General features: G+C 75.1%; 20 protein-coding genes. 6 read left to right on the forward strand and 14 right to left on the reverse strand.

The window, feature by feature from the left end; genetic code table 11:
- Positions 1-16 precede the first annotated feature (16 nt).
- Entirely contained in the window at positions 17-1240 is a 1224-nt protein-coding gene (locus ACGH52_RS06990; protein ID WP_059297659.1) for a PLP-dependent aspartate aminotransferase family protein, read from the reverse strand.
- Positions 1241-1299: 59 nt separating this feature from the next.
- On the opposite strand from ACGH52_RS06990, the gene ACGH52_RS06995 reads away from it, so the two are divergent.
- Positions 1300-1827 carry an Lrp/AsnC family transcriptional regulator gene (locus ACGH52_RS06995; protein WP_399938210.1) on the forward strand — a complete coding sequence of 176 codons (528 nt, stop codon included), beginning with the start codon at positions 1300-1302 and terminating at the stop codon, positions 1825-1827.
- 78 nt (positions 1828-1905) lie between these two features.
- On the forward strand, positions 1906-3594 hold the full coding sequence (locus ACGH52_RS07000) for a DUF885 domain-containing protein (RefSeq protein WP_076973321.1): 1689 nt from the start codon (positions 1906-1908) through the stop codon (positions 3592-3594).
- 22 nt (positions 3595-3616) lie between these two features.
- Here ACGH52_RS07000 and ACGH52_RS07005 read toward each other — a convergent pair whose 3' ends face one another.
- From ACGH52_RS07005 to ACGH52_RS07015, 3 genes are read right to left on the reverse strand one after another with little or no spacing between them, the layout of a single operon-like run.
- Positions 3617-4462 (reverse strand): SDR family oxidoreductase, encoded by an 846-nt coding sequence (locus tag ACGH52_RS07005; protein ID WP_121704799.1) that lies wholly within the window; start codon positions 4460-4462, stop codon positions 3617-3619.
- 53 nt (positions 4463-4515) lie between these two features.
- Positions 4516-5034, reverse strand: a complete 519-nt coding sequence (locus ACGH52_RS07010; protein WP_059297663.1) for an immunity 21 family protein — start codon at positions 5032-5034, stop codon at positions 4516-4518.
- Between the two features lie 21 nt (positions 5035-5055).
- Entirely contained in the window at positions 5056-5547 is a 492-nt protein-coding gene (locus ACGH52_RS07015; RefSeq protein WP_399938213.1) for a rhodanese-like domain-containing protein, read from the reverse strand.
- A gap of 121 nt (positions 5548-5668) precedes the next feature.
- Between ACGH52_RS07015 and ACGH52_RS07020 the strand changes: the two genes are divergently transcribed.
- Positions 5669-6115: an Lrp/AsnC family transcriptional regulator gene (locus ACGH52_RS07020; protein WP_076973323.1), complete on the forward strand. Its 447-nt coding sequence runs from the start codon at positions 5669-5671 to the stop codon at positions 6113-6115.
- Between the two features lie 29 nt (positions 6116-6144).
- Here ACGH52_RS07020 and ACGH52_RS07025 read toward each other — a convergent pair whose 3' ends face one another.
- From ACGH52_RS07025 to ACGH52_RS07040, 4 genes are all read right to left on the reverse strand, one after another.
- On the reverse strand, positions 6145-9141 hold the full coding sequence (locus ACGH52_RS07025; protein ID WP_399938215.1) for an AAA family ATPase: 2997 nt from the start codon (positions 9139-9141) through the stop codon (positions 6145-6147).
- Entirely contained in the window at positions 9138-10301 is a 1164-nt protein-coding gene (locus ACGH52_RS07030; RefSeq protein WP_399938216.1) for an exonuclease SbcCD subunit D, read from the reverse strand. Before ACGH52_RS07030 ends, ACGH52_RS07025 begins: the two co-directional genes overlap by 4 nt.
- A gap of 105 nt (positions 10302-10406) precedes the next feature.
- The gene (locus ACGH52_RS07035) at positions 10407-11033 is read right to left on the reverse strand and encodes a YigZ family protein (RefSeq protein ID WP_399938218.1); all 627 of its coding nucleotides are present in this window, start codon (positions 11031-11033) and stop codon (positions 10407-10409) included.
- Positions 11034-11063: 30 nt separating this feature from the next.
- Positions 11064-11792 carry a hypothetical protein gene (locus tag ACGH52_RS07040; protein ID WP_210976993.1) on the reverse strand — a complete coding sequence of 243 codons (729 nt, stop codon included), beginning with the start codon at positions 11790-11792 and terminating at the stop codon, positions 11064-11066.
- A 150-nt stretch (positions 11793-11942) separates the two neighbouring features.
- Here ACGH52_RS07040 and ACGH52_RS07045 point away from each other — a divergent pair, with 150 nt between their 5' ends.
- Complete coding sequence (locus ACGH52_RS07045) at positions 11943-12350, forward strand: CoA-binding protein (protein WP_399938220.1); 408 nt, start codon at positions 11943-11945, stop codon at positions 12348-12350.
- A 12-nt stretch (positions 12351-12362) separates the two neighbouring features.
- On the opposite strand, the gene ACGH52_RS07050 is transcribed toward ACGH52_RS07045, so the two are convergent.
- The 3 genes from ACGH52_RS07050 to ACGH52_RS07060 all read right to left on the reverse strand — a co-directional run bounded on the left by ACGH52_RS07050 (position 12363) and on the right by ACGH52_RS07060 (position 16485).
- On the reverse strand, positions 12363-13658 hold the full coding sequence (locus ACGH52_RS07050; RefSeq protein WP_076973328.1) for a VWA-like domain-containing protein: 1296 nt from the start codon (positions 13656-13658) through the stop codon (positions 12363-12365).
- Between the two features lie 5 nt (positions 13659-13663).
- Complete coding sequence (locus tag ACGH52_RS07055) at positions 13664-14920, reverse strand: AAA family ATPase (RefSeq protein ID WP_399938222.1); 1257 nt, start codon at positions 14918-14920, stop codon at positions 13664-13666.
- A gap of 110 nt (positions 14921-15030) precedes the next feature.
- The gene (locus ACGH52_RS07060) at positions 15031-16485 is read right to left on the reverse strand and encodes a hypothetical protein (protein WP_399938224.1); all 1455 of its coding nucleotides are present in this window, start codon (positions 16483-16485) and stop codon (positions 15031-15033) included.
- 162 nt (positions 16486-16647) lie between these two features.
- Here ACGH52_RS07060 and ACGH52_RS07065 point away from each other — a divergent pair, with 162 nt between their 5' ends.
- A complete protein-coding gene (locus ACGH52_RS07065) occupies positions 16648-17877 on the forward strand; it encodes a 4-hydroxybenzoate 3-monooxygenase (protein WP_399938226.1) in 1230 nt (409 codons plus the stop codon).
- 4 nt (positions 17878-17881) lie between these two features.
- On the opposite strand, the gene ACGH52_RS07070 is transcribed toward ACGH52_RS07065, so the two are convergent.
- The 3 genes from ACGH52_RS07070 to ACGH52_RS07080 all read right to left on the reverse strand — a co-directional run bounded on the left by ACGH52_RS07070 (position 17882) and on the right by ACGH52_RS07080 (position 20017).
- The gene (locus ACGH52_RS07070; RefSeq protein WP_121701187.1) at positions 17882-18439 is read right to left on the reverse strand and encodes a YbaK/EbsC family protein; all 558 of its coding nucleotides are present in this window, start codon (positions 18437-18439) and stop codon (positions 17882-17884) included.
- Between the two features lie 43 nt (positions 18440-18482).
- Positions 18483-19055 carry a helix-turn-helix domain-containing protein gene (locus ACGH52_RS07075; RefSeq protein ID WP_059297676.1) on the reverse strand — a complete coding sequence of 191 codons (573 nt, stop codon included), beginning with the start codon at positions 19053-19055 and terminating at the stop codon, positions 18483-18485.
- Positions 19056-19210: 155 nt separating this feature from the next.
- Positions 19211-20017, reverse strand: a complete 807-nt coding sequence (locus ACGH52_RS07080) for an acyltransferase (RefSeq protein WP_059297677.1) — start codon at positions 20015-20017, stop codon at positions 19211-19213.
- 107 nt (positions 20018-20124) lie between these two features.
- Here ACGH52_RS07080 and ACGH52_RS07085 point away from each other — a divergent pair, with 107 nt between their 5' ends.
- Positions 20125-20661, forward strand: a complete 537-nt coding sequence (locus tag ACGH52_RS07085; RefSeq protein ID WP_121701185.1) for a gamma carbonic anhydrase family protein — start codon at positions 20125-20127, stop codon at positions 20659-20661.
- Positions 20662-20678: the final 17 nt, after the last annotated feature.

The raw sequence follows: 20678 nt of genomic DNA on the forward strand, positions 1-20678 counted from the left end.
GGGCGTGTCCCTGCGGTCACACGGTCCGCGCCGGTGCCTCCCGCAGCGGAGCGGCGCCCACTACCGGCTCCCCCAGGGCCCGGTCCAGGTCGGCCCACAGGTCGTCGACGTCCTCCAGGCCGACCGACAGCCGCAGCAGCCGGTCGGACACCCCGGCGCTCCGCCGGTCGTCCGGGTCCACGATGCGGTGGCTGATGGACGCCGGGTGCTGGATGAGCGTGTCGACGCTGCCGAGACTCACGGCCGGGGTGATCAGCCGGACCCCGGCGATGACCTCGTGCGGGTCGCCGTGGACCTCGAAGGAGACCATCGCGCCGCCGATGCGCGGATAGTGGACCCGGGCCACCCGCGGGTCGGCGGCCAGCCGCCCGGCCAGCTCGGCGGCGCCCGCGGAAGCGGCCCGCACCCGGACGGGCAGGGTGGACAGTCCCCGCAGCAGCAGATAGCCGGCCAGCGGGTGCAGCACCCCGCCGGTGGCGAAGCGGACCTGCCGCAGCCGCCCGGCGAACTCCTCGTCGCAGGCGACCACGCCGGCCAGCACGTCGCCGTGCCCGCCGAGGTACTTGGTGGCGCTGTGCAGCACCAGCCGGGCGCCGTGTTCGGCGGGGCGCTGGAGCACGGGGGTGGCGAAGGTGTTGTCCACGAGCAGCGGCACCGACCCGCAGGCGTGCGCGACGGCCCGCAGGTCGACCTCGGCCAGCGTCGGGTTGGCGGGCGACTCCACCAGCACCAGGCCGGTGTCCGGGCGCAGCGCGTCCGCGACGCCCGCCGGGTCGGTCCAGGTGACCTCGGACCCGAGCAGCCCGGCGGTGAGCAGGTGGTCGCTGCAGCCGTACAGCGGCCGTACGGCGACGACGTGCCGCAGCCCCATCGAGCCGCGGACCAGCAGCACCGCGCTCAGCGCCGCCATGCCGCTGGCGAAGGCGACGGCGGCCCCGGTCCCCTCCAGCCGGGCCAGCGCCGTCTCGAAGCGGGCGACGGTCGGGTTGCCGAGGCGGCCGTAGACCGGCGGTCCGTCCGGCTCGGCGCCGGTGGCGGCGAACGCGTCGATGCGGGCGGCCTCGCCGCGGCTGTCGTACGACGGGTAGGTCGTGGACAGGTCGATGGGCGGGGCGTGCAGTCCCTGGGCGGCGAGATCGTCGCGCCCGGCGTGCACGGCTTCGGTGGCCAGTGCCCTGCCCGTGGGTGCGGTGGTGCGTACGTCGTCGGGTGGTGACGTGTGCGTGCGCGCTGAGTCCATGGCCGAAGGGTGAACACCGGCCGGGTCTTCGGGGCCGCACTCCGTGTTACGTTCGGGCCATGGCCGATTCCGTCGTACTGGATCCGGTGGATCTCCAGCTGCTGCGGCTGCTGCAGAACGACGCCCGGACCACCTACCGCGATCTCGCCGCCCAGGTCGGGGTCGCGCCGTCGACCTGCCTGGACCGGGTGGCCCGGCTGCGGCGGGCCGGCGTGATCCTTGGCCACCGGCTCGAACTGGACCCGGCCAGGCTGGGGCGCGGGCTCCAGGCGCTGTTGTCGGTGCAGGTGCGCCCGCACCGGCGGGAGCTGGTCGGACCGTTCGTGGAACGGATCCGGGCGCTGCCCGAGTCGCGCACCGTCTTCCACCTCACCGGCCCGGACGACTACCTCGTGCATGTCGCGGTCGCGGACATGACGGATCTGCAGCGGCTGGTGCTGGACGAGTTCACCTCCCGGCGGGAGGTGGCCCGCGTCGAGACCCGGCTGATCTTCCAGCAGTGGGAGTGCGGCCCCCTGCTGCCCCCGGCCACGGCCGCACCCGCTCCCCCGGCCACGGCCGCACCCGCTCCCCCGGCCACGCCCTGAGCGAAATCCGGCCGCCCGCGCGGTCGGGCCCGGTCCACCGGGCTGACGCGGCACCGGTATCCGTATGAGGATGTCCGCATGTCAGAGACCAAGAGCCCGCTGCCCCGCGAGGTCGCCGACGCCTACGTCGACGAGCTCATCGCCCTCGACCCCGTCACCGGTACCTACCTCGGTGTCGCGGAGAGTTCCAGCCGTCTGCCCGACTTCTCACCCGCCGGGCAGGAGGCCCTCGCGGAGCTGGCCCGCACCACCCTGGCCCGGCTGGCCGAGGCGGAGCGCAGGCCGGGCGGGGACAGCGACGTGGAGCGGCGCTGCGCGCGGCTGCTGCGCGAGCGCCTCACCGCCGAACTCGCGGTGCACGAGGCAGACGAGGGCCTGCGCTCGGTCGGCAACATGGGCACCGCCGCCCACTCGGTGCGCGAGGTCTTCACCCTCACCCCGACCGGGACCGACGAGGACTGGGCCAGGATCGCCGAGCGGCTGCGGGCTGTTCCGGCGGCGTTCGCGGGCTACCGCGAGTCCCTGGCCCTCGGCCTGGAGCGCGAGCTGTACGCGGCGCCCCGGCCGACCGCCACCTTCGTCGAGCAGCTCGGCGAGTGGGCGGACACGGGCGAGGGACGTGGCTGGTTCGAGGACTTCGCCGCCGACGGTCCCGAGGCGCTGCGCGCGGAGCTGGACGAGGCCGCCCGGGGTGCGACCGCCGCCGTGGCGGAACTGCGGGACTGGATGCGCGACGTGTACGCCCCGGCCATCGAGGGCGCCCCGAACACGGTGGGCCGGGAGCGCTACGCCCGCTGGTCGCGCTACTACAACGGCACGGACCTGGATCTGGACGAGGCGTACGCGTACGGCTGGTCCGAGTACCACCGTCTGCTGGCCGAGATGAAGGCGGAGGCCGAGAAGATCCTGCCGGGCGCCGAGACGCCGTGGGTGGCGCTGGCGCACCTGGACGAGCACGGCAAGCACATCGAGGGCGTCGACGAGGTCCGTGACTGGCTGCAGGGCCTGATGGACCAGGCGATCGAGCAGTTGGACGGCACGCACTTCGAACTCGCCGAGCGGGTGCGCAGGGTGGAGTCGCGCATCGCGCCGCCCGGCAGCGCGGCGGCGCCCTACTACACCTCGCCGTCGGAGGACTTCTCGCGTCCCGGCCGCACCTGGCTGCCGACGATGGGGCAGACCCGGTTCCCCGTGTACGACCTGGTCTCGACCTGGTACCACGAGGGTGTCCCGGGCCACCACCTCCAGCTCGCCCAGTGGACGCACGTGGCGCAGGACCTCTCCCGCTACCAGGCTTCGGTGGGCATGGTCAGCGCCAACGCCGAGGGCTGGGCGCTGTACGCGGAGCGGCTGATGGACGAGCTGGGCTACCTCACGGACGCGGAGCAGCGCCTCGGTTACCTGGACGCGCAGATGATGCGGGCCGCCCGCGTCATCGTGGACATCGGCATGCACCTGGAGCTGGAGATCCCGGCGGACTCGCCGTTCCACCCGGGTGAGCGCTGGACGCCGAAGCTGGCGCAGGAGTTCTTCGGCGCGCACAGCAGCCGCCCGGCGGACTTCGTGGAGAGCGAGCTGACCCGGTACCTGACGATCCCGGGCCAGGCGATCGGCTACAAGCTCGGTGAGCGGGCGTGGCTGCTGGGCCGGGAGAAGGCCCGCGAGCGGCACGGCGAGGCGTTCGACCCGAAGGCCTGGCACATGGCGGCCCTCTCCCAGGGCTCGCTGGGCCTGGACGACCTGGTGGACGAGCTGTCGCGGCTGTGACGCCCCGAGCGGGCCGTCCACTTCAGCGCCTGAAGCCTCCCTCCGAGTCGACGACCTGACCGGTGATCCATTCCGCCTCGTCCGTGGCGAGCCACGCGATGAGGCGGGCCGGGTCGTCGGGCATGCCCCACCGCCCGGCGGGGAAGAGCGCGGCGATGGCGTCGTAGTCCGCGCCGGTCAGGTAGTCGGTGTCCACGGGGCCGGGGTTGACCGCGTTCACGGTGACGGCGTGCTCGGCGAGGGTCGTCGCCAGGGAGCGCGTGACGGAGGCGAGCGCGCCCTTCTGGAGCGCGTAGGCGATCTCGCCGGGCATGCCGCCCGCGATGTCCTGGCCGGAGGTCATCAGCACGACGCGTCCGCCGGGTGTGCGCGGCGGCAGGGCGGCGCGGCGGCGGGCGTAGGCCTGGACCAGCAGCAGCACCGAACGGGTGTCGACCTGCCAGTGCGCGTCGAGCATGGCGGCGTCGATGGTGTCGAGGGTGCCGTCGGACCCGCTCAGCGCGTGGTTGGCGACGAGGATGTCCAGTCGTCCGCCGAGCGCTTCGGCGGCGGTGGCGACGAGTTCGCCGGGGGCGTCGGGGCGGGTGAGGTCGCCGGGGCCCGCGTGCACTGCGGCGTCCGGGTCGCCGAGCGCCGCGCGTACGGAGTCGACCACGTCGTCCACGCGGTCGGCGCCCCAGGGCATGGCGGCGTCGTGCGGGACGTGGTGGTGCAGGTAGAGGCTCGCTCCGTACGCGGCGAGCCGCCGGGCCACGGCGTGGCCGATGCCGCCGCGCCGGCTGGCACCGGTGACGAGGGCGGTGCGGCCGCGCAGCGGCAGCGGGTCGCGGCGCAGGTCTTCGGGGGCGGGGTGCGGAAGTCGTGGCATGGGCACCCATGATGGGCGGGCCGCGACCGCCCCGCACGTCAATATCGCCGCGCCTACCGGTCGGCGAGCCGCCGCAGCTGTACGAGGCTCAGCCAGGTCTCCGGCCCGGGGCGCACCTCGGCCGCGCGCACCGCGTACCGGCCGGGGTCCAGCGCGACGCGCACCCGGTCGGCGCGGTCCGACGCGGCACCGGGCCAGGCGGCGTCGAACAGGAACACGGGGCCCGGCACGTGCCAGGACACCTCGGGCTGCCACTCGGCGGTGTCGAGGGCGGCGGGGACCCCGGCCAGCACCTCGTCCTCGGAGTCCGCGGCGCACCAGCGGACGAAGGCGCCGTGGTCGGGGAGGTAGGCGGTGGAGGCGGGTTCGTCGCCGAGCACCAGGGCGGTGGAGTCGCCGACCGGGAGCAGTCCGAGGTGGCCGTCGACCTCGCAGGCCCGGTCGTAGTCGGAGTCCGTCTCCTCGCCGTCGGCGCCGGTCCAGAACGGCAGGACCGTCTCCGGTACCGCGATCAGCGGCCCTCCGCCCGACTCGACCCACTCCACCGCGCCCGGCTCCGCGTATCGCACCATGCGGCAGAACCTACACGCAGCTCAGCAGCCGCAGTCGGCCGCGTCCACCGGAACGGTCAGCGGGTCGGCGGCGCGGCGCTCGGCGCCCTGCCGGGTCTCGAACGCGAAGCCCTCGCGCACCCAGTACTCGAAGCCGCCGAGCATCTCCTTGACCCGGTAGCCGAGTTCGGCGAGGGCGAGGGCCGCGCGCGTCGCCCCGTTGCAGCCGGGGCTCCAGCAGTAGGTCACCACCGGCACGGCGGGGTCGAGGAGTTGCCCGGCCCGTTCGGGAACGTGCGCGGTGGGGAGGTGGACGGCGCCGGGGACGTGGCCCTGGTCCCAGGACTCGGTGGAGCGGCAGTCGACGAGCACGAATCCCGGGTCGCCGTCGGCCGCGAGTGCGTCGGCGACGTCGGAGACGTCGGTGTGGAAGGCGAGGCTCGCCCGGAAGTACGCGGCGGCTTCGGCGGGCGGTGCGGGGGCGGTGCGCAGGACGGGGTTGACGTGCCCGGCGGCGGGGGTGGTGACGCTCATGGTCCGGCCTCTCCTCGGTGGATCTTCCAGCCAGAAATCTATGGCTCACGCCACCGCGCCTGAAGAGCGATTTCCCGGCCGTCAACTTGTTCCACCGGGGAATCCCTGCTATCCATCTCCGATGACCGAGTATTCCCCGGACGGCACCGACTGGCGCATTCTCGATGCCCTACAGCGGGACGGGCGGGCCAGCTTCGCCGAGCTGGCCCGTGCCGTCTCGATGTCCGCGAGCGCGGTGACGGAGCGCGTGCGGCGCCTGGAGGAGGCCGGGATCATCCAGGGGTACGCGGCGGTCGTCGACCCCGAGCGGCTGGGCCTGCCGATCCTGGCGTTCGTGCGGTTGCGCTACCCGGTCGCCAACTACAAGCCGTTCCACGACCTGGTCGCGGTCACGCCGGAGATCCTGGAGGCGCACCACGTCACGGGCGACGACTGCTTCGTCATCAAGGTCGCGGCCCGTTCGATGCGGCACCTGGAGGAGGTGTCCGGCCGGATCAGCGCCCTGGGCTCGGTGACCACCAGCGTCGTCTACTCCTCACCGCTCCCCCGCCGCCCGCTGGGCCGCTGAGGTCCGCGCGAGAAGACCCCGCCGCGCGCTCAGCCTGCGCCCCGCTGACGCAGCACCGACCCCGACCGCCCCTTCACGACCTCCAGTTGGGCGTGGATGCGGCGGCGCAGGTCGGCGACGTGGCTGACGATGCCGACGCTGCGGTCCCGCTCGCGCAGCGCGTCCAGGACGTCGAGGACCTCGTCGAGGGTCTGGTCGTCGAGGCTGCCGAAGCCCTCGTCGATGAAGAGGGTGTCCAGTCGGACGCCGCCCGCCTCGTCGGTGACGACGTCGGCGAGGCCGAGCGCGAGGGCGAGCGACGCGAAGAACGTCTCACCGCCGGACAGTGTGGCCGTGTCGCGCTCGCGGCCGGTCCAGGCGTCGACGACGTGCAGTCCGAGGCCGCTGCGGCCGCGGCCGGTGCGGTCGTCGGAGTGGACGAGGGTGTACCGGCCGGAGGACATGCGCAGCAGGCGGGCGGTGGCCGCGGCGGCGACCTGTTCGAGGCGGGCGGCCAGGACGTAGGACTCCAGGCGCATCCGGCGTTCGTTGTCCGCCGAGGTGCCCGCGGCGAGGGAGGCGAGGCGGGCGACCCGGGTGTGCTCCTCGCGCAGCGGGGCGAGCCGGCGCACGGAGGCGGTGGCGTGCGCGGACAGCCGGTCCAGCTCGGCGCAGCACCGGGCGGCTGCGTCGCGGGCCGAGGACGCCTCACGCAGGCGCCGGTCCGCGTCGGCCGCCGCCCGCTCCGCCGCGGCGAGGTCGGCGGGCGGTCGCCGGGCCGCGTCGGTGGTGTCGGCCTCGGCGAGGACCGCGCGGACGGCGGAGTCCTCCGACTGCCAGGCGTCGAGCCGCCGTTGCAGCTCGCGGTGGGCCGCGTCGTCGAGCAGGGCGGCGGCCGCGTCCGCCGGGGTGTCGAAACCGGCCCGGAAGGCGGCGTCGGCGAGCCGTGCGTCGGCGTCCTTGAGCCGCTGGGCGGTGTCCTCGGCGACGCGGGCGGTGTCGGCGGCCCGGGTGAGCAGCGCCGCCTGTCGTTCCAGCTGCGCGGCCCGCGCGCTCACGCTCTCGGCGCTCCCCCGGGCCCGCGCCAACTCCTCTTCCAGCGCCTCCTGTTCGCGCTCCAGCCGGTCCCGGCCCGCGACCCGGGAGGCGGACCGGACGGCGGCCTCCTGCTGGGCGGCGACCCGCTGTTCGCGTTCGCCCTCGGCCCGTCGCAGCTCCTCCTGCGCGGGGTGCAGGCCGGAGGCGGCCGCCCGCGCCCGCGCGTACGCCGCCTCCAGTTCCTCGGCCTCCTCGGCCAGCCGGGCGGTGGGCGCGTCCCCGGCTTCCGCCGTGGCGGCGGCGAGCGCCTCCCGTACGGCGCCCAGGTGCCGCTCGGCCCGCGCGCGCCGCTCGTCGGCGGCCTGGTAGGCGGCGAGGGCGCGCTCCTCCGCGTCGCGGTCGACGTGTCCGGCGCTCTTGCGGGCGGGGGCGGGGTGCTCGGTGGCGCCGCACACCGCGCACGGTGTGCCGTCGGTGAGGTGCGCGGCGAGTTCGGCGGCGATGCCGTGCAGCCGCTGTTCCTTGAGGTCGAGCCAGTGGGCGCGGGCCTCGACGGCGTCTTCCGCCGAGGCGAGCGCGAGCCGCCGCGCCTCTTCGGTGTCGTCGGTGAGCCGGTCCCGCTGCCGGGCGGCTTCCAGTCGGCACCGGGCCGGGTCGCGCTGCACGGCGAGCTGTTCGGCGCGGGTGGCGGCCTCCTGCGCGGAGTCGACGCGGCCCTGGAGTCCGGTGCGGGTGGACTCCCAGTCGGCGAGCCAGGTCTCCGCCTCCTGCCGGACCTCGTCGTCGGCGCGTTCCTGGCGGTCGAGGCCGGCCCGCTCGTCGACCAGTTCGGCGAGGCGTCGTTCGGCGCGCCTGGCCGACTCGAGGCCGCCCAGTTCCTCGGCGGCCCGGCGGGCGGCGGCGGCGAGCCCGGTGGCGCCCGCGTCGGCGAGGGCCCGCGGCAGCAGGGCACGGGCGTGCGCCTCCGCGTCCACCGCCCGCCGGTGCTCCTCGTCGGCGGCGTCCCGCAGCTCCAGGGCGGGGGCCACCGCCTCGGCCTTGCGGGCCCGCTCCATGCGCTCCTGCGCGGCCCGGTGGGCGTCGGCCCGCTCCGCCAGCCGCTCGGCCCGCTCCCGTGCCTCGGCGAACCGGCGTTGCAGCCGGTCGAGTTCGCGGGTGTCGGTCAGGTGGTGTCCGGCGGCGGCCCGGGCGGACTCGGCGGCGGCGAGCCGGCAGTCGGCGATCGTGAGCAGCTCGCGGGCGGTGCCGCGGGCGACGGCGGCGGCGCCGAGGACCGCCTCGGCCAGTCCCGGATCGCCCGGTGCCAGTTCCGGCAGCTCCATGGCGTCACCGGCGGCCTGCTGCATCCGGTGCGCGTCGGCCAGCAGGGTGGCGTCGCCCTCACGGACCTGGGCCTCGGTGGCGCGGCGCCGTTCGGCGAGGCGCTTTTCGACCTCGGCGAACCGCCGGGTGTCGAAGAGGCGGCCGAGGAGCTTGCCGCGCGCTTCGGCGTCGGCGCGCAGGAAGCGGGCGAAGTCGCCCTGGGGCAGCAGCACGACCTGGCAGAACTGCTCACGGCTCATCCCGAGCAGCTGGGTGACCTCCTCGCCGATCTCCTGGTGGGAGCGGCTGAGGTCCTTCCAGGCGCGGGTCGCCGCGTCGTACTCGCGCAGCCAGGTCTGCGCCTTGTCGACGGTGGTGCCGACGCCGATCTTCTTGGGGCGCTCCCAGGGCGGCTGCCGGGTGATCTCCAACCGGCGCCCCGCGACGGTCAGTTCGAGTCGCACCTCGGTGCGGGTGCCGACGGCCGCGTGGTCGCTGCGCAGCGACATGCCCTGGCCGCCGCCCTGCCGGGCGCCCGGCACCGAGCCGTACAGGGCGTAGCAGACGGCGTCCAGGACGGAGGTCTTGCCGGCGCCGGTGGGGCCGTGCAGCAGGAACAGCCCGGCGGCCGACAGGTCGTCGAAGTCGACGCTCTGCGAGGCGCCGAAGGGCCCGAAGGCGGTGATGTCCAGCCGGTGGAGCCTCACCGGGCCACCTCCCGCACGGTGTCGTCCGCGCGCACGGCGTCGAAGGCGTCCCGCAGCACGCCCTGTTCGTGGTCGTCGGGCCCGGCGCCGCGCACATGGGTCACGAAGTCCTCCGCGATCTGCTGGTCGCTGCGGTCGGCGAGGCGCCGGGCGTAGGACACGCCGGGCTCGTCGGGGGCGCGCTCGGGGTCGAAGACGAGGCTCAGCGTGTGCGGGAACCGCTCCGTGAGGCGGGCCATGGGCTCGCCCGGGCGGACCGGGTCGGTGAGGGTCGCCTCGACCCACGCGTCCTCGTGCCCGGTCAGCTCCGGGTCGGCGAGCAGGTCCTCCAGCCTGCCGCGCAGCCGGGCCAGCGCGCGCGGCACCGGGCAGTCGACGCGCTCGGCGGCGACCGACCCGTCGGCGTCCAGATCGACGAGCCACATGCTCTTGCGGTGCCGGTGCTCCGAGAAGGAGTACGGCAGCGGGGAGCCGGAGTAGCGGACCCGGTCGGTGAGGGTCTGGCAGCCGTGCAGGTGGCCCAGCGCCACGTAGTCGACGCCGTCGAAGACGCCGGAGGGCACGGCGGCGACCCCGCCGACGGTGATGTCCCGCTCGCTGTCGCTCTGCTCGCCGCCGGTGACGAAGGCGTGCGCGAGGACGACGGAACGGGTGCCCGGCGCGCGCGTGGCGAGGTCGGCGCGGACCCGGTCCATGGCGGCCGCGAGCACGGCCTCGTGCCCCGCCCTCTCCACGCCGAACTCGGTCTTCACCAGCGCCGGTTCGAGATACGGCAGCCCGTAGAAGGCCACGTCCCCGTGGGCGTCGGTCAGCACCACGGGGGTGCCGCAGCCCGCCGGGTCGGTGCGCAGGTGGATGCCGGCCCGGTCGATGAGCCCGGCGCCGACCCCGAGACGGCGGGCCGAGTCGTGGTTGCCGGAGATCATCACGGTGGGCACGCCGAGGTCGGCGAGGCGGTGCAGCGCGTCGTCGAACAGCTCGACGGCGGCGAGCGGGGGCACCGCGCGGTCGTACACGTCTCCCGACACGACCACGGCGTCGACGGCGTGCTCGCGCACGGTCTCGACGAGGTGGCCGATGAACCCGGCCTGGGCGCCGAGCATGTTCACCCGGTGGAACGCCCGGCCGAGGTGCCAGTCGGAAGTGTGCAGCAGTCGCATGATCCCCGAGACTAACGGGAGGGTCCGACAGCCCGGGTGGTAACTCCCGTTTCGCCCCTCACTCGCATTCCACTAAGCCCCGGTACGACCCGGTTGTCCGTCTTGTCACGCGTCGTCGTAGGCCTCTCCGCCCAGTTCGAACCCGGCCGAGCCCGCGGTGGCGTCGGCGAGCCAGGAGCGGAAGGTGTCCACGTCGGCCTCCGGCAGGCCGACCTCGATGGTGACGGCCTCGGCGTACCGCACGTCGCGCACGGCCCGGCCGGCGGTGCGCAGGTCGTTCTGGAGCTTCCCGGCGCGCTGGTGGTCGACGGTCACCGTGGCCAGGCGGAACCGGCGCCGGGTGAGGGTGCCGAGGTCGTCCAGGGCTTCGCCGACCGCGCCGCCGTAGGCGCGGATGAGACCTCCCGCGCCGAGCTTGACGCCGCCGTAGTAGCGGGTGACGACGGCGACGACGTACCGCATGTCGCGGCGCAGCAGCATCTGGAGCATCGGGACCCCCGCGGTGCCGCCCGGCTCGCCGTCGTCGCTCGCCTTCTGGACGGCGGCGTCGGCGCCGATCACGTACGCCCAGCAGTTGTGGGTGGCGTCCGCGTGCTCCTTGCGCACGCCCGCGATGAACGCCTGGGCGTCCTGTTCGGTGGCGGCCGGGGCGAGGGCGCACAGGAAGCGCGAGCGGTTGATCTCGGTTTCGTGCACACCCGCGCGGGCGACCGTGCGGTACTCATCCTGCATCCGGCCAGCCTATGCGCTCGCCCCGCCGCGCTACTCGGCGCCGACGTCCCGGGTGAGGTGGAGGCCGAGGAACCGGTCGGCGTAGGCGCAGACCTCGAACCGGGCTCCGTCCGGAAGGTCCGGGTCGGTCTCCACCTGGCGCAGGACACGCAGCACTCCCGGCGCGTCCAGGTCGTCCTCCCAGGCGGCCCGCAGCCGGTCGCGCACCTCGCCCGGTACCGGACGCGAGGGGTGCCGGGCCCAGGCGGCGACCGCGCGGCGCAGGCGGGCGAGGGTGTCCCGGGCCTCGTCCAGCGCCGCCGCGTCGAGTTCCACGCGCGCGTGGTGGTGCCGTACCAGCAGGGCGAGGCGGACGGCGTCGGGGTCGGCGAGGTCGACTCCGGCCGGGTGCGCGGGGGCGACGGCGACCGTGGGGGCGTCCGCGCTCTCGCCCGCCCCTTCAGCCACGGCTTCGCTCACGACCCGCACACCCTGCCCGGTGCCCGGTCCGTGTCCGGCGGCGGCGCCGTCCTCGAAGGGCCGGATGCCGAGGGCGGCGGCGTCCTCGCGCAGCCGGTCCCGCGCCGCCGCGCCGGTCAGCACCGCCCACACGGGCGTCCCGTCGAGTTCCAGGGCCCGCGCCAGGAGGTCCGCGACCAGCAGGACGCGCAGGGCGGTGGCGTCGCGCTCCGGCACGTGCGCCTCGACCCGGGTCGGGGCCCGGCGGGCGGGGGCGGCGGGGGCGGGTTCTCCGGTACGGGCGTCGATGATGCGCAGCACGAGGCGAGCCTAGGCGGGACGGCGCGGCGGCGCACCGGGGCGCGCTCGCCGGGTCCCGCCCGGCGCACGGGAATCCCGGAACGTCGCCGTCCGTTGTCCGGACCGGGTGGCTCGATCCGCGGGTCGCCCGGGAGCACGAGGAGGCCGCCGGTGTACGGCGACGAGGCAACCGTCCGCAAGATCCTCACCGAGCTGGGCGACACCTGGGCCGTGGTGGGCCTGTCGAACAACCGGCAGCGCGCGGCGTACGGCGTCGCGGAGGTGTTGCAGCGCTTCGGCAAGCGCGTCGTGCCCGTGCATCCCAAGGCGGAGACGGTGCACGGCGAGCAGGGGTACGCCTCGCTCGCGGACCTCCCGTTCGACGTGGACGTCGTCGACGTCTTCGTCAACAGCGAGCTGGCCGGACCGGTCGCCGACGAGGCGGTCGCCAGGGGCGCCCGGGCGGTCTGGTTCCAGCTCGGTGTGGTCGACGAGGCGGCGTACGCACGGACCCGGGCCGCGGGCCTGGAGATGGTGATGGACCGCTGCCCGGCGATCGAGATCCCGCGGCTGGGCTGATCGCGCCGGGGCTCACCCGCCCGCGCCGGGACCGGACTCGATGACCACCACGCGGGCCCAGTCGGGCGGTGTGCCGGGGACGTACTCGGGGTCGTCCTCGTCCCAGGAGCCGCCCGTCCGCTCCCGGGGGAACAGGCCCACCACCGTCCGGCAGGCGGGCCGCGTGTCCGGCCAGGGTGTCTGTCCGTCGGTCAGCACCACGACGGCGTCCGGCGCGGGACGCGCCCCGAGCGCCTTCGCGAAGCCGGTGCGCAGATCCGTGCCGCCGCCGCCCACGAGCGGGATCCCCTCGGTTTGGCACAGGGAGTGCGCGAGGCGGGCCGCCGCGTCGCACGGCACCACGCTGACCAGGTCGCGACGGCCGCCGACGGCACGGACGATCGCGGCGACCTCCAGGAGGGCGCTGCCCAGCTCGGCGTCGCTGACCGATCCCGAGGTGTCGACGACCACGGCGACCCGGGGTGGTCTGCGCCGCAGGCTGGGCAGCACCACACCGGGTGTCCCGGCCGAGCGGCGCGACGGCCGGCCGTACGTGTAGTCCTCGCCCGCGCCGCCCGAGGAGGTCGCCGAGCGGACCGCCGCCCCCAGCAACTCGCGCCAGGGCTGCGGCGGATGGAACACCTGCTCCGCCCACCGCCGCCAGCCCTTCGGCGCGCTGCCCGGGCGGGCGGTGATGCCCCGTGCCACCCGGAAGCGCACCGCGTCCCGTTCCTGCTCGCTGAGTCCGTCCGCGCCGTCCGGACCGAGGTCCCACTCCCGTTCGAGGCCGTCGGCACCGCTGCCGCAGTCCAGCCAGGCCAGGCTCTCGGTGAGCCGCCCGAGCCGGAACCGGCGCAGGTAGTCCTCCATGAGCTGCCCCGCGGGCAGGTGCAGGAACTCCGGGTCGACCGCGCCCTCGGGGCGGACCAGTCCGTCGCCGAACACGTCGTCGTTGATCTCGCAGTCCGCGGCGATGTTCATCCGCAGCCGTTCCGCCGGGCCGGTCAGCCCGCGCTCGCGTGCCACCCGGTCGCTGCGCCCGTGGTGGTCGCGCAGCAGGTGCGAGACCTCGTGCACCCAGACCCCGGCCAGTTCCTCCACCGGCGTGCGGTCCACGAAGACCGGCGAGGCGTAGCACCGCCAGTACCGGTCGACGGCCATCGTCGGCACCCTGCGCGACGGGACGACGTGCAGGGCGAACAGCGCCGTGGCCAGGTAGGGCCGGGCCCGCGCGGCGTGCAGCCGGGCGGCGTAGAGCTTGTCGAGGTCCATCCGCACCCGGTCCGGACGCCCCGGGGTCATCGGCTCCATCGGCTTCGTCGCACTCATCGCGTTCATCGGCCCGCCTTCGCGGTGCCCGCGAGCCGTGCCGCCGCGCGGTCGGCCGCGCGGTCGGCCGCGCGGTCCGCGCGACGGGAGAGGGACATGGCCGCGGCGAGCCGGTCGATCGAGGCCGGCACCTCCCAGTCCTGCTGCCGCAGCGTGGCGAGGGTCGTCGCCGGGACGACCACGACGTCCGGCGCGCCGGTCTCCATCGCCCGGGCCAGCAGCGCCCACGCCGCGTCCCACCGGGCCTTCTCCGGCCGCTTGCGCACCACGGCCACCACCCCGTCCAGTACGGCCTGGCGCAGGTCCCCCCGGTCGGGCAGCACGGCGCCCGCCGGGTCGGCGAGCAGTGTCTCGGGGTCCGGCAGGTCCATCCGGTCCAGGCTCGCCATCAGTTCGAGACCGGGGCCGTCCCCCACGGTCCCGCGCACCAGCAGGGAGAGCACTTCCTTGGGCGAGCCGGCCGCGGTCGCGAAGGCGATCAGGCACAGGGTCATCTCCCAGCTCCGGGGTGACGGCCAGGCGCCGCCCCGGCGCGTCTCGCCGCCGGGCAGCCGGTGCACGAGCCCGGGGCGGGCGGTGAGGAACTCGCACACGGCCCGCCGCGCGTGGCTCACGGCCTGGGCCAGCCCGGCCGGGTCGAGGCTCGGCAGGGTCGCCCGCGGCCAGGTACCGCCGAGGCCCCGTACGACGACGTCCTGGTCGTGGGTCCACTGGAGATGGACGAACCGGTTGGCCAGGGGCGGGCTCAGCTCCCAGCCGTCGGCCGCCGAGGACCGCGGGTTGGCGGCGGCCACGATCCGGACCCCGGGCGGCAGCCGCAGCGCGCCGATCCGCCGTTCGAGGACGAGCCGGAGCAGCGCCGCCTGCACGGCGGGCGGCGCGGTGGACAACTCGTCGAGGAACAGCAGCCCCCGGCCGGCCCGCACCAGGCGCACGGCCCAGTCCGGCGGGGCCATCGGCACGCCCTGTTCCGCGGGGTCGTCGCCGACGACGGGGAGCCCGGAGAAGTCGGACGGCTCGTGCACGCTCGCGATCACGGTGGTCAGCGGGAGGTCGAGGGCGCCGGCGAGCTGGGTGAGGGCCGCGGTCTTGCCGATCCCGGGCTCGCCCCACAACAGGACGGGGAGATCGGCGGCCACGGCGAGGGTGAGGGCCTCCAGTTGGATGTCGGGCCGCGGTTCGGTGGTGGTGTCGCGCAGGAGCGTCAGCAGTTCACCGGCGACGTCGAGCTGGGAGGGCACGGCGGGCGCGTGTGTCGTCATGTGTCATCACCTGGGAATCAATCGGTGGTCGGTAGTGGGGTTCCGGCGCGGGAAGGCTCGGCGCAGGGAGGTTGGGCGCGGAAGGGACGTCGGCCGTCCCGGGGGTGGGATCAGTCGAAGGTGGCGTGGCGCGGGCGGGAGCGGCCCGCGCGGGGCCGGTGCCGGTCGGGGCAGACGCGTCCAGGAGGGGGCTCGTCGAGGCCCGCGCGGTACATGCCGTGGGCGATCCGTCGCAGCGCGGCGGCCTCCAGGTCGTCCCGCAGGGCGCCGTCCCGCAGACGCGCGGCGGGGCCCAGCAGGCTCTCCACGACGGCGAGGGCACCGGCGGTGTCCCCGTGGTTGAGGCGTTCACGGATGTCGGGGAGGCACTCCGGACGCCGGTGCGCCTCGTCGATGACCTGGAAGCAGGGCAGCGGCGTGCCGCTCAGCGCGGCGAGCAGTTCCTCCCGGCGCACCTCGGCCGGATCGTGGTCCAGGGCCGCCAGCGCTCCGTCGACCAGGCCGACGCGGTGCCTGGCTCCCCGGCAGTCCACGAACCGCGGGCCCGCCACCGGGTCCGGTGTCCGGAGCGGGGCGGTCGGCGCATGGCCGGGCACCAGTGCGGGGGCGACCAGCGGGTGCAGCCGGTCGGCCTCGATCGCTCCGGCGCGGAGAAGTTCCAGGTCGGGCAGTACCCAGGTGGCGGCGTCGGGGAGCACCGGCAGCGCGGACGTGGCGCCACCCGCGGGCGCCGCCACGATCCGGGCGGCGGACGACGGCGTGCGGTCCCCGGACGTCTCCAGCGACCACCACTGTCCGGCTCCGACCCGCACGACGACCGCCGCGGGCCCGGTGCGCTCGTCACCGCCGGTGCCGTCCCGCGTCCCCGCACCCGCTCTCGCCCGGGCCTCGTCCCGGAGCAGGAGCCGTGCCTCGGCCTCCCACCGGTCGAGGGCCCAGCGCCGCCCTGGCGGCACCGTCACCCCCGCGCTCAAGAGGCCGGGCGGGGCCTCGCCGGACGCCGGCAGGTCGGCGCCCGCGCGGACGCGCAGCTCACCGGTTCTGCGCGCGTCCCACAGGTGACGGTGCAGGTCGAGCCGGAAGCGCCGGCTGGGCCGGGGGTGCGGATGCCGCGCGGTACCGGCGTACGCGCCCGAACCGTCCCACAGCGCCAGGCTGATGCGCTGGCCGCCGTCCGCCCAGGCGGGCGGGGTGCGCACGACGAGGTGCAGCGGGCGTAGGCCGTCGCGGCCCTCGGTGTCGTACCGGGCCAGGGTGAGGGTGAGGCCCGGGCGCAGCAGCCCGTCCGGGGCGATCCTCGGCAGGTGCCAGCGCAGCAGGTCGGGAGCCAGGTGCCGCAGGTCGGCGCGGAGCCGGGAGGCGAGAGCGTGGCCGTGGGTGCGCGCCGGCGAACGCAGGTCGAGGTCGACGTCGACGGCCGCGGCGGCGCACGCGCCCGCCCAGTCCCCGGCACGGCGGCGGACGGTCGCGGTCTCGATCATGGAGGGCGGCACGGCGAACTCGCGCACGCGCTGCCAGAAGGAAAGGCGGGAGTCGGAGTCCCCGTTCACGAAGTGAGTGGCCATCAGCACTCACCTTGCGCGGACGGGTCCCCCAATCTGCCGACAGGAGGAGTAGTCATCGCGCGGAGCATAGCCGCGCCCGCTCGGAACCCGCCAGGTGTTTTCCCGCAGCGAGGGCCGTCGCGACCGTTCCCGCGGCCCGCGCGCCGCCCGCATAATGACCGCGTGGCCGCCCCCTCCCCCCACGCCGACTCCGGCACCCCGCACCGCTTTTCCGTCGTGGTCGTGGGCGCCGGTCCCGCCGGGCTGACCGTCGGCAACATCCTGCGCGCGGCGGGTGTCGACTGTCTGGTGCTGGAGACGGAGACCCGTGCGTTCGTCGAACGGCGGCCGCGGGCCGGGGTCATCGAGGAGTGGGCCGTGCGCGGGCTGGAACGGCGCGGGCTGGCGCGGACCCTGCTGGAGCGGGCGCAGACCCACACCGCGTGCGAGTTCCGTTTCGCCGGGGAGCGCTACCGCTTCGCGTACACCCAACTGACGGGCCGTCATCACTTCATCTATCCACAGCAGTTCCTGGTGACGGACCTGCTCCGGGAGTACGCGGACGTGCGGGGCGGAGAGATCCGGTTCGGCGTCCGGGACGTACGCCTGCACGGTCTCGGGTCCGGGCGGCCGTCGGTGTCGTACCTGTGCCCGGAGTCCGGCGAACGCCGCGTGGTGGCGGCGGACTTCGTCGCGGGCTGCGACGGTGCGCGCGGGGTGACGCGCGCGTCGCTGCCTCCGGAGCGGGCCCGCCTGGCTCGCCACGACTACGGCGTCGGCTGGCTGGCGCTGCTGGCCGAGGCGCCCCCGTCCTCGGACTGCGTGGTGTTCGGCATGCATCCGCGGGGTTTCGCCGGGCACATGGCACGCAGCCCCGAGGTGACCCGCTACTACCTGCAGTGCCGGCCGGGCGAGGACCCGGCGGACTGGCCGCACGAGCGGGTCTGGGCGGAGCTGCGGGAACGGCTGGGCGCGGCCGGCGCACCGCCGCTCACAGAGGGGCGGCTGATCGAGAAGCGCGTGCTGGACATGCACGGTTACGTGATCGAGCCGATGGCCTTCGGGCGGCTCTTCCTGGCCGGGGACGCGGCGCACCTGACCGCGCCCATCGCCGCCAAGGGGCTGAACCTCGCCCTGTACGACGCCTTCCTGCTCGGCGACGGCCTGGTGGCGTCCCTGACGCGGGGCGACGACTCCGGACTGTCCGGCTACTCGGACACGTGCCTGGCCCGGGTGTGGGACTACCAGGAGTTCTCCCAGTGGCTCGCCGAGATGTACCACGGCACGGCGTCGGGAGATCCGTCCCGCGCGGGTGCCGCGCGGGCCCGGTTGCGTCGCCTGTTCGACTCGCCGGTCGCGGCGACGGACTTCGCCGAGCGGTACCTCGGCGTCCGCGCCCACGACTCCGCGTGACGGGTCAGGCGACGCCGAGCCCCTCCAGGACCTCGGCGCCCGGCAGCTCCGCGAAGGCCTTGCCCGGCACGAGCAGTTTGCCGCGCCGGCGTCCGCTGCCGACGAGGACGTAGGGCAGGTCGACGACGGCGGAGTCCACCAGCACGGGCCAGTCGCCGGGCAGGCCGACCGGGGTGATGCCGCCGTACTCCATGCCGGTCTCCCCGGTGGCCGTGTCCATCGGTGCGAAGGAGGCCTTGCGCGCTCCGAGGTGGCGGCGTACGACGCCGTTGACGTCGACCCGGGTGGTGGAGAGCACCACGCAGGCGGCCAGCGTGGTGCCGCCGCCCCGCTTGCCGGTGACCACCACGCAGTTGGCGGACTGTTCGAGCAGGTCACGGCCGTAGTGCTCGACGAAGGTGGCGGTGTCGGCCCACTCCGGTTCGGTGTCGACGTAGAGGATCTGGTCGGCCGGTACGGTGCCGCTCCAGTGGCGTACGGCGTCGGCGACCGGGCGGGTCAGCTCGTCGAGGCGTTCCGGGGCGGGCGTGGCGCTGTCGAAGTTCCCGATGGGTGCGTGCATGGCGGCACGCTAACAACTGCCGGGCCCTTGGAGAACGGCCGTCTCAGCGCACGGGCGGCACCGAGACCGCCATGATCATCTCCATCGGCGCGTCGCCCTCGTTGCCGTAGGTGTGCGGGGTGTCGGACTCGAAGGAGGCGCTCGCGCCCGTCGGCACGCGGTGGGTCACGCCGTCCACGGTGAGGGCGAGTTCACCCGCCGTGACGTGCACCAGCTCGACCGTGCCGGTGGGGTGCGGGTCGGAGGGGCTGTGCTCGCCCGGCATCAGCCGCCACTCCCACATCTCCAGCGGGCCGGGGGCCTCCACTCCGGCGAGGAGTCTGCTGAAGCTGCCGGCGTCGGTGTGCCAGAGCCGGACGGCCTGCTCTGCGGGGACGACGCGGACCGTGGGGCCCTGTTCCCAGTCGAGCAGGGTGGTGATGCTGACGCCGAGGGCGTCGCCGATCTTCACCACGGTGCCGAGGCTGGGGTTGGTGCGCGCCTGCTCGATCTGGATGAGCATGCCGCGGCTGACCCCGGCGCGCGCCGCGAGCGCTTCCAGGGTGAAGCCGCGCTCGGTGCGCCAGCGCTTGACGTTGCGCGCCAGGGACTGGGTCAGCAGGTCGAGGTCCGCCACGTTCCGTCCAGGGAGTCGTACAGGTACGTGCAGGTGTGCACGACGTGGCGCGGCGGACTGGACTACATTCCGCCGCACCCGAAGGTGCACCGCACTGTACTGCGAGGCGACCGGATCATGACAGCGCGCCCGGCCGTCGTCCGCGGGCCGTTCCGTCAGCTCTCCGCGGCCGGTTCCGCGAGCCTGCCCGGCGCTCGCTCCGGGTCCGCGTCCAACGCGGCGAGACGGGCCACCGCCTCGTCGTCCAGCTTCGACAGCTCCCGCAGCTGCCCCGGCGTGATCCCGTCGGGGATCGGCACCGGGGCCGGGGTCCTGAGCGGCGGCTGCCAGCCCTCGGCGGGTGTCCAGCGCCGTACGACGCGGGCCGGGGCGCCCGCCACCACGGCGTGGTCGGGGACCGTGCCCCGGACCACGGCGCCGGCGGCCACGACCACGTTCCGCCCGATCCGCGCGCCGGGCAGGATCACGGCGCCGGTGCCGATCCAGCAGCCGGGGCCGATCTCCACCGGGTCCATCCGCGGCCACTGCTTGCCGATGGGCTGGTGCGGGTCGTCGTAGGAGTGGTTGGTGGAGGTGACGTAGACGTACGGGCCGAAGTAGCAGTCGCTGCCGATGGTGACGGTGGTGTCCGCGATGACGTGGCTGCCGCGGCCGAGGACGACGCCGTCGCCGATGCGCAGGATCGGCTCGGGGCCGAGGTCGAGGTCGGGCATGAGCCCGGCGGTCAGCGTGACCTGCTCGCCGATGATGCAGTGGGCGCCGACGTGGATCCAGGGCTCGCCGAAGACCGTGCCCAGCGGGAAGGCGAGCCGGGTGCCCGTGCCCAGCGCGCCGAAGCGGAACCGCCCGGGGTGTGCGGCGGTGACGGAACCGGTGCGCTGCACCCAGGCCCAGCCCGCGTGGACGGCCCGCTGCGCGAGGCGGCTCCGCCAGGACGAGAACGTGTTCTTGCGGTGGGGCACCCGCTCACGGTAGTCCGCGCGCGCGGCGGACAGGTCCGCGCCGTGCTGTGATCTTCACCCCACCGGGTGGCGTACGGTGCCGTACAACAACCGAGCAGGAGGCGAAGATGACGCAGAAGGCGCTGATCACGGGCATCGCGGGCAAGGACCCGAAGGTGGACGCGGAGGCCTTCGTGGCGCCGACGGCCGCGGTCGTCGGGGACGTGACGCTGCACGCCGGGGCGAGCGTCTGGTACGGCGCGGTGCTGCGCGGCGACGTCGAGCGGATCTCCGTCGGCGCGGACAGCAACGTCCAGGACAACTGCACGCTCCACGCCGACCCCGGTTTCCCCGTCGCCGTCGGGGAGCGCGTCTCCATCGGGCACAACGCCGTGGTGCACGGCGCCACCGTCGAGGACGACTGCCTGATCGGCATGGGCGCCACGGTCCTCAACGGCGCGGTGATCGGCGCCGGTTCACTGGTCGCGGCCCAGGCACTGGTCCCGCAGGGGATGCGGGTGCCGCCGGGGTCGCTGGTCGCGGGGGTGCCGGCGAAGGTGAAGCGGGAGCTGACGGAGGAGGAGCGTCAGGGGGTCACGCTGAACGGCACGATGTACGCGGCGCTGGCCGGGGAGCATCGGGATGCGGTGGGGGACGATCTGTAATCGGCCGTCCGCGGCTC

Source organism: Streptomyces sp. BBFR25, from assembly GCF_044590125.1.
In the GTDB taxonomy this organism is placed as follows: domain Bacteria; phylum Actinomycetota; class Actinomycetes; order Streptomycetales; family Streptomycetaceae; genus Streptomyces; species Streptomyces canus_D.

Bases quoted from the DNA above. Each gene is read 5' to 3' on its own strand.
- ACGH52_RS06990 (WP_059297659.1), bottom strand. From the start codon at position 1,240: ATGGACTCAGCGCGCACGCACACGTCACCACCCGACGACGTACGCACC.
- ACGH52_RS06995 (WP_399938210.1), top strand. From the start codon at position 1,300: ATGGCCGATTCCGTCGTACTGGATCCGGTGGATCTCCAGCTGCTGCGG.
- ACGH52_RS07000 (WP_076973321.1), top strand. From the start codon at position 1,906: ATGTCAGAGACCAAGAGCCCGCTGCCCCGCGAGGTCGCCGACGCCTAC.
- ACGH52_RS07005 (WP_121704799.1), bottom strand. From the start codon at position 4,462: ATGCCACGACTTCCGCACCCCGCCCCCGAAGACCTGCGCCGCGACCCG.
- ACGH52_RS07010 (WP_059297663.1), bottom strand. From the start codon at position 5,034: ATGGTGCGATACGCGGAGCCGGGCGCGGTGGAGTGGGTCGAGTCGGGC.
- ACGH52_RS07015 (WP_399938213.1), bottom strand. From the start codon at position 5,547: ATGAGCGTCACCACCCCCGCCGCCGGGCACGTCAACCCCGTCCTGCGC.
- ACGH52_RS07020 (WP_076973323.1), top strand. From the start codon at position 5,669: ATGACCGAGTATTCCCCGGACGGCACCGACTGGCGCATTCTCGATGCC.
- ACGH52_RS07030 (WP_399938216.1), bottom strand. From the start codon at position 10,301: ATGCGACTGCTGCACACTTCCGACTGGCACCTCGGCCGGGCGTTCCAC.
- ACGH52_RS07035 (WP_399938218.1), bottom strand. From the start codon at position 11,033: ATGCAGGATGAGTACCGCACGGTCGCCCGCGCGGGTGTGCACGAAACC.
- ACGH52_RS07050 (WP_076973328.1), bottom strand. From the start codon at position 13,658: ATGAGTGCGACGAAGCCGATGGAGCCGATGACCCCGGGGCGTCCGGAC.
- ACGH52_RS07055 (WP_399938222.1), bottom strand. From the start codon at position 14,920: ATGACGACACACGCGCCCGCCGTGCCCTCCCAGCTCGACGTCGCCGGT.
- ACGH52_RS07060 (WP_399938224.1), bottom strand. From the start codon at position 16,485: ATGGCCACTCACTTCGTGAACGGGGACTCCGACTCCCGCCTTTCCTTC.
- ACGH52_RS07070 (WP_121701187.1), bottom strand. From the start codon at position 18,439: ATGCACGCACCCATCGGGAACTTCGACAGCGCCACGCCCGCCCCGGAA.
- ACGH52_RS07085 (WP_121701185.1), top strand. From the start codon at position 20,125: ATGACGCAGAAGGCGCTGATCACGGGCATCGCGGGCAAGGACCCGAAG.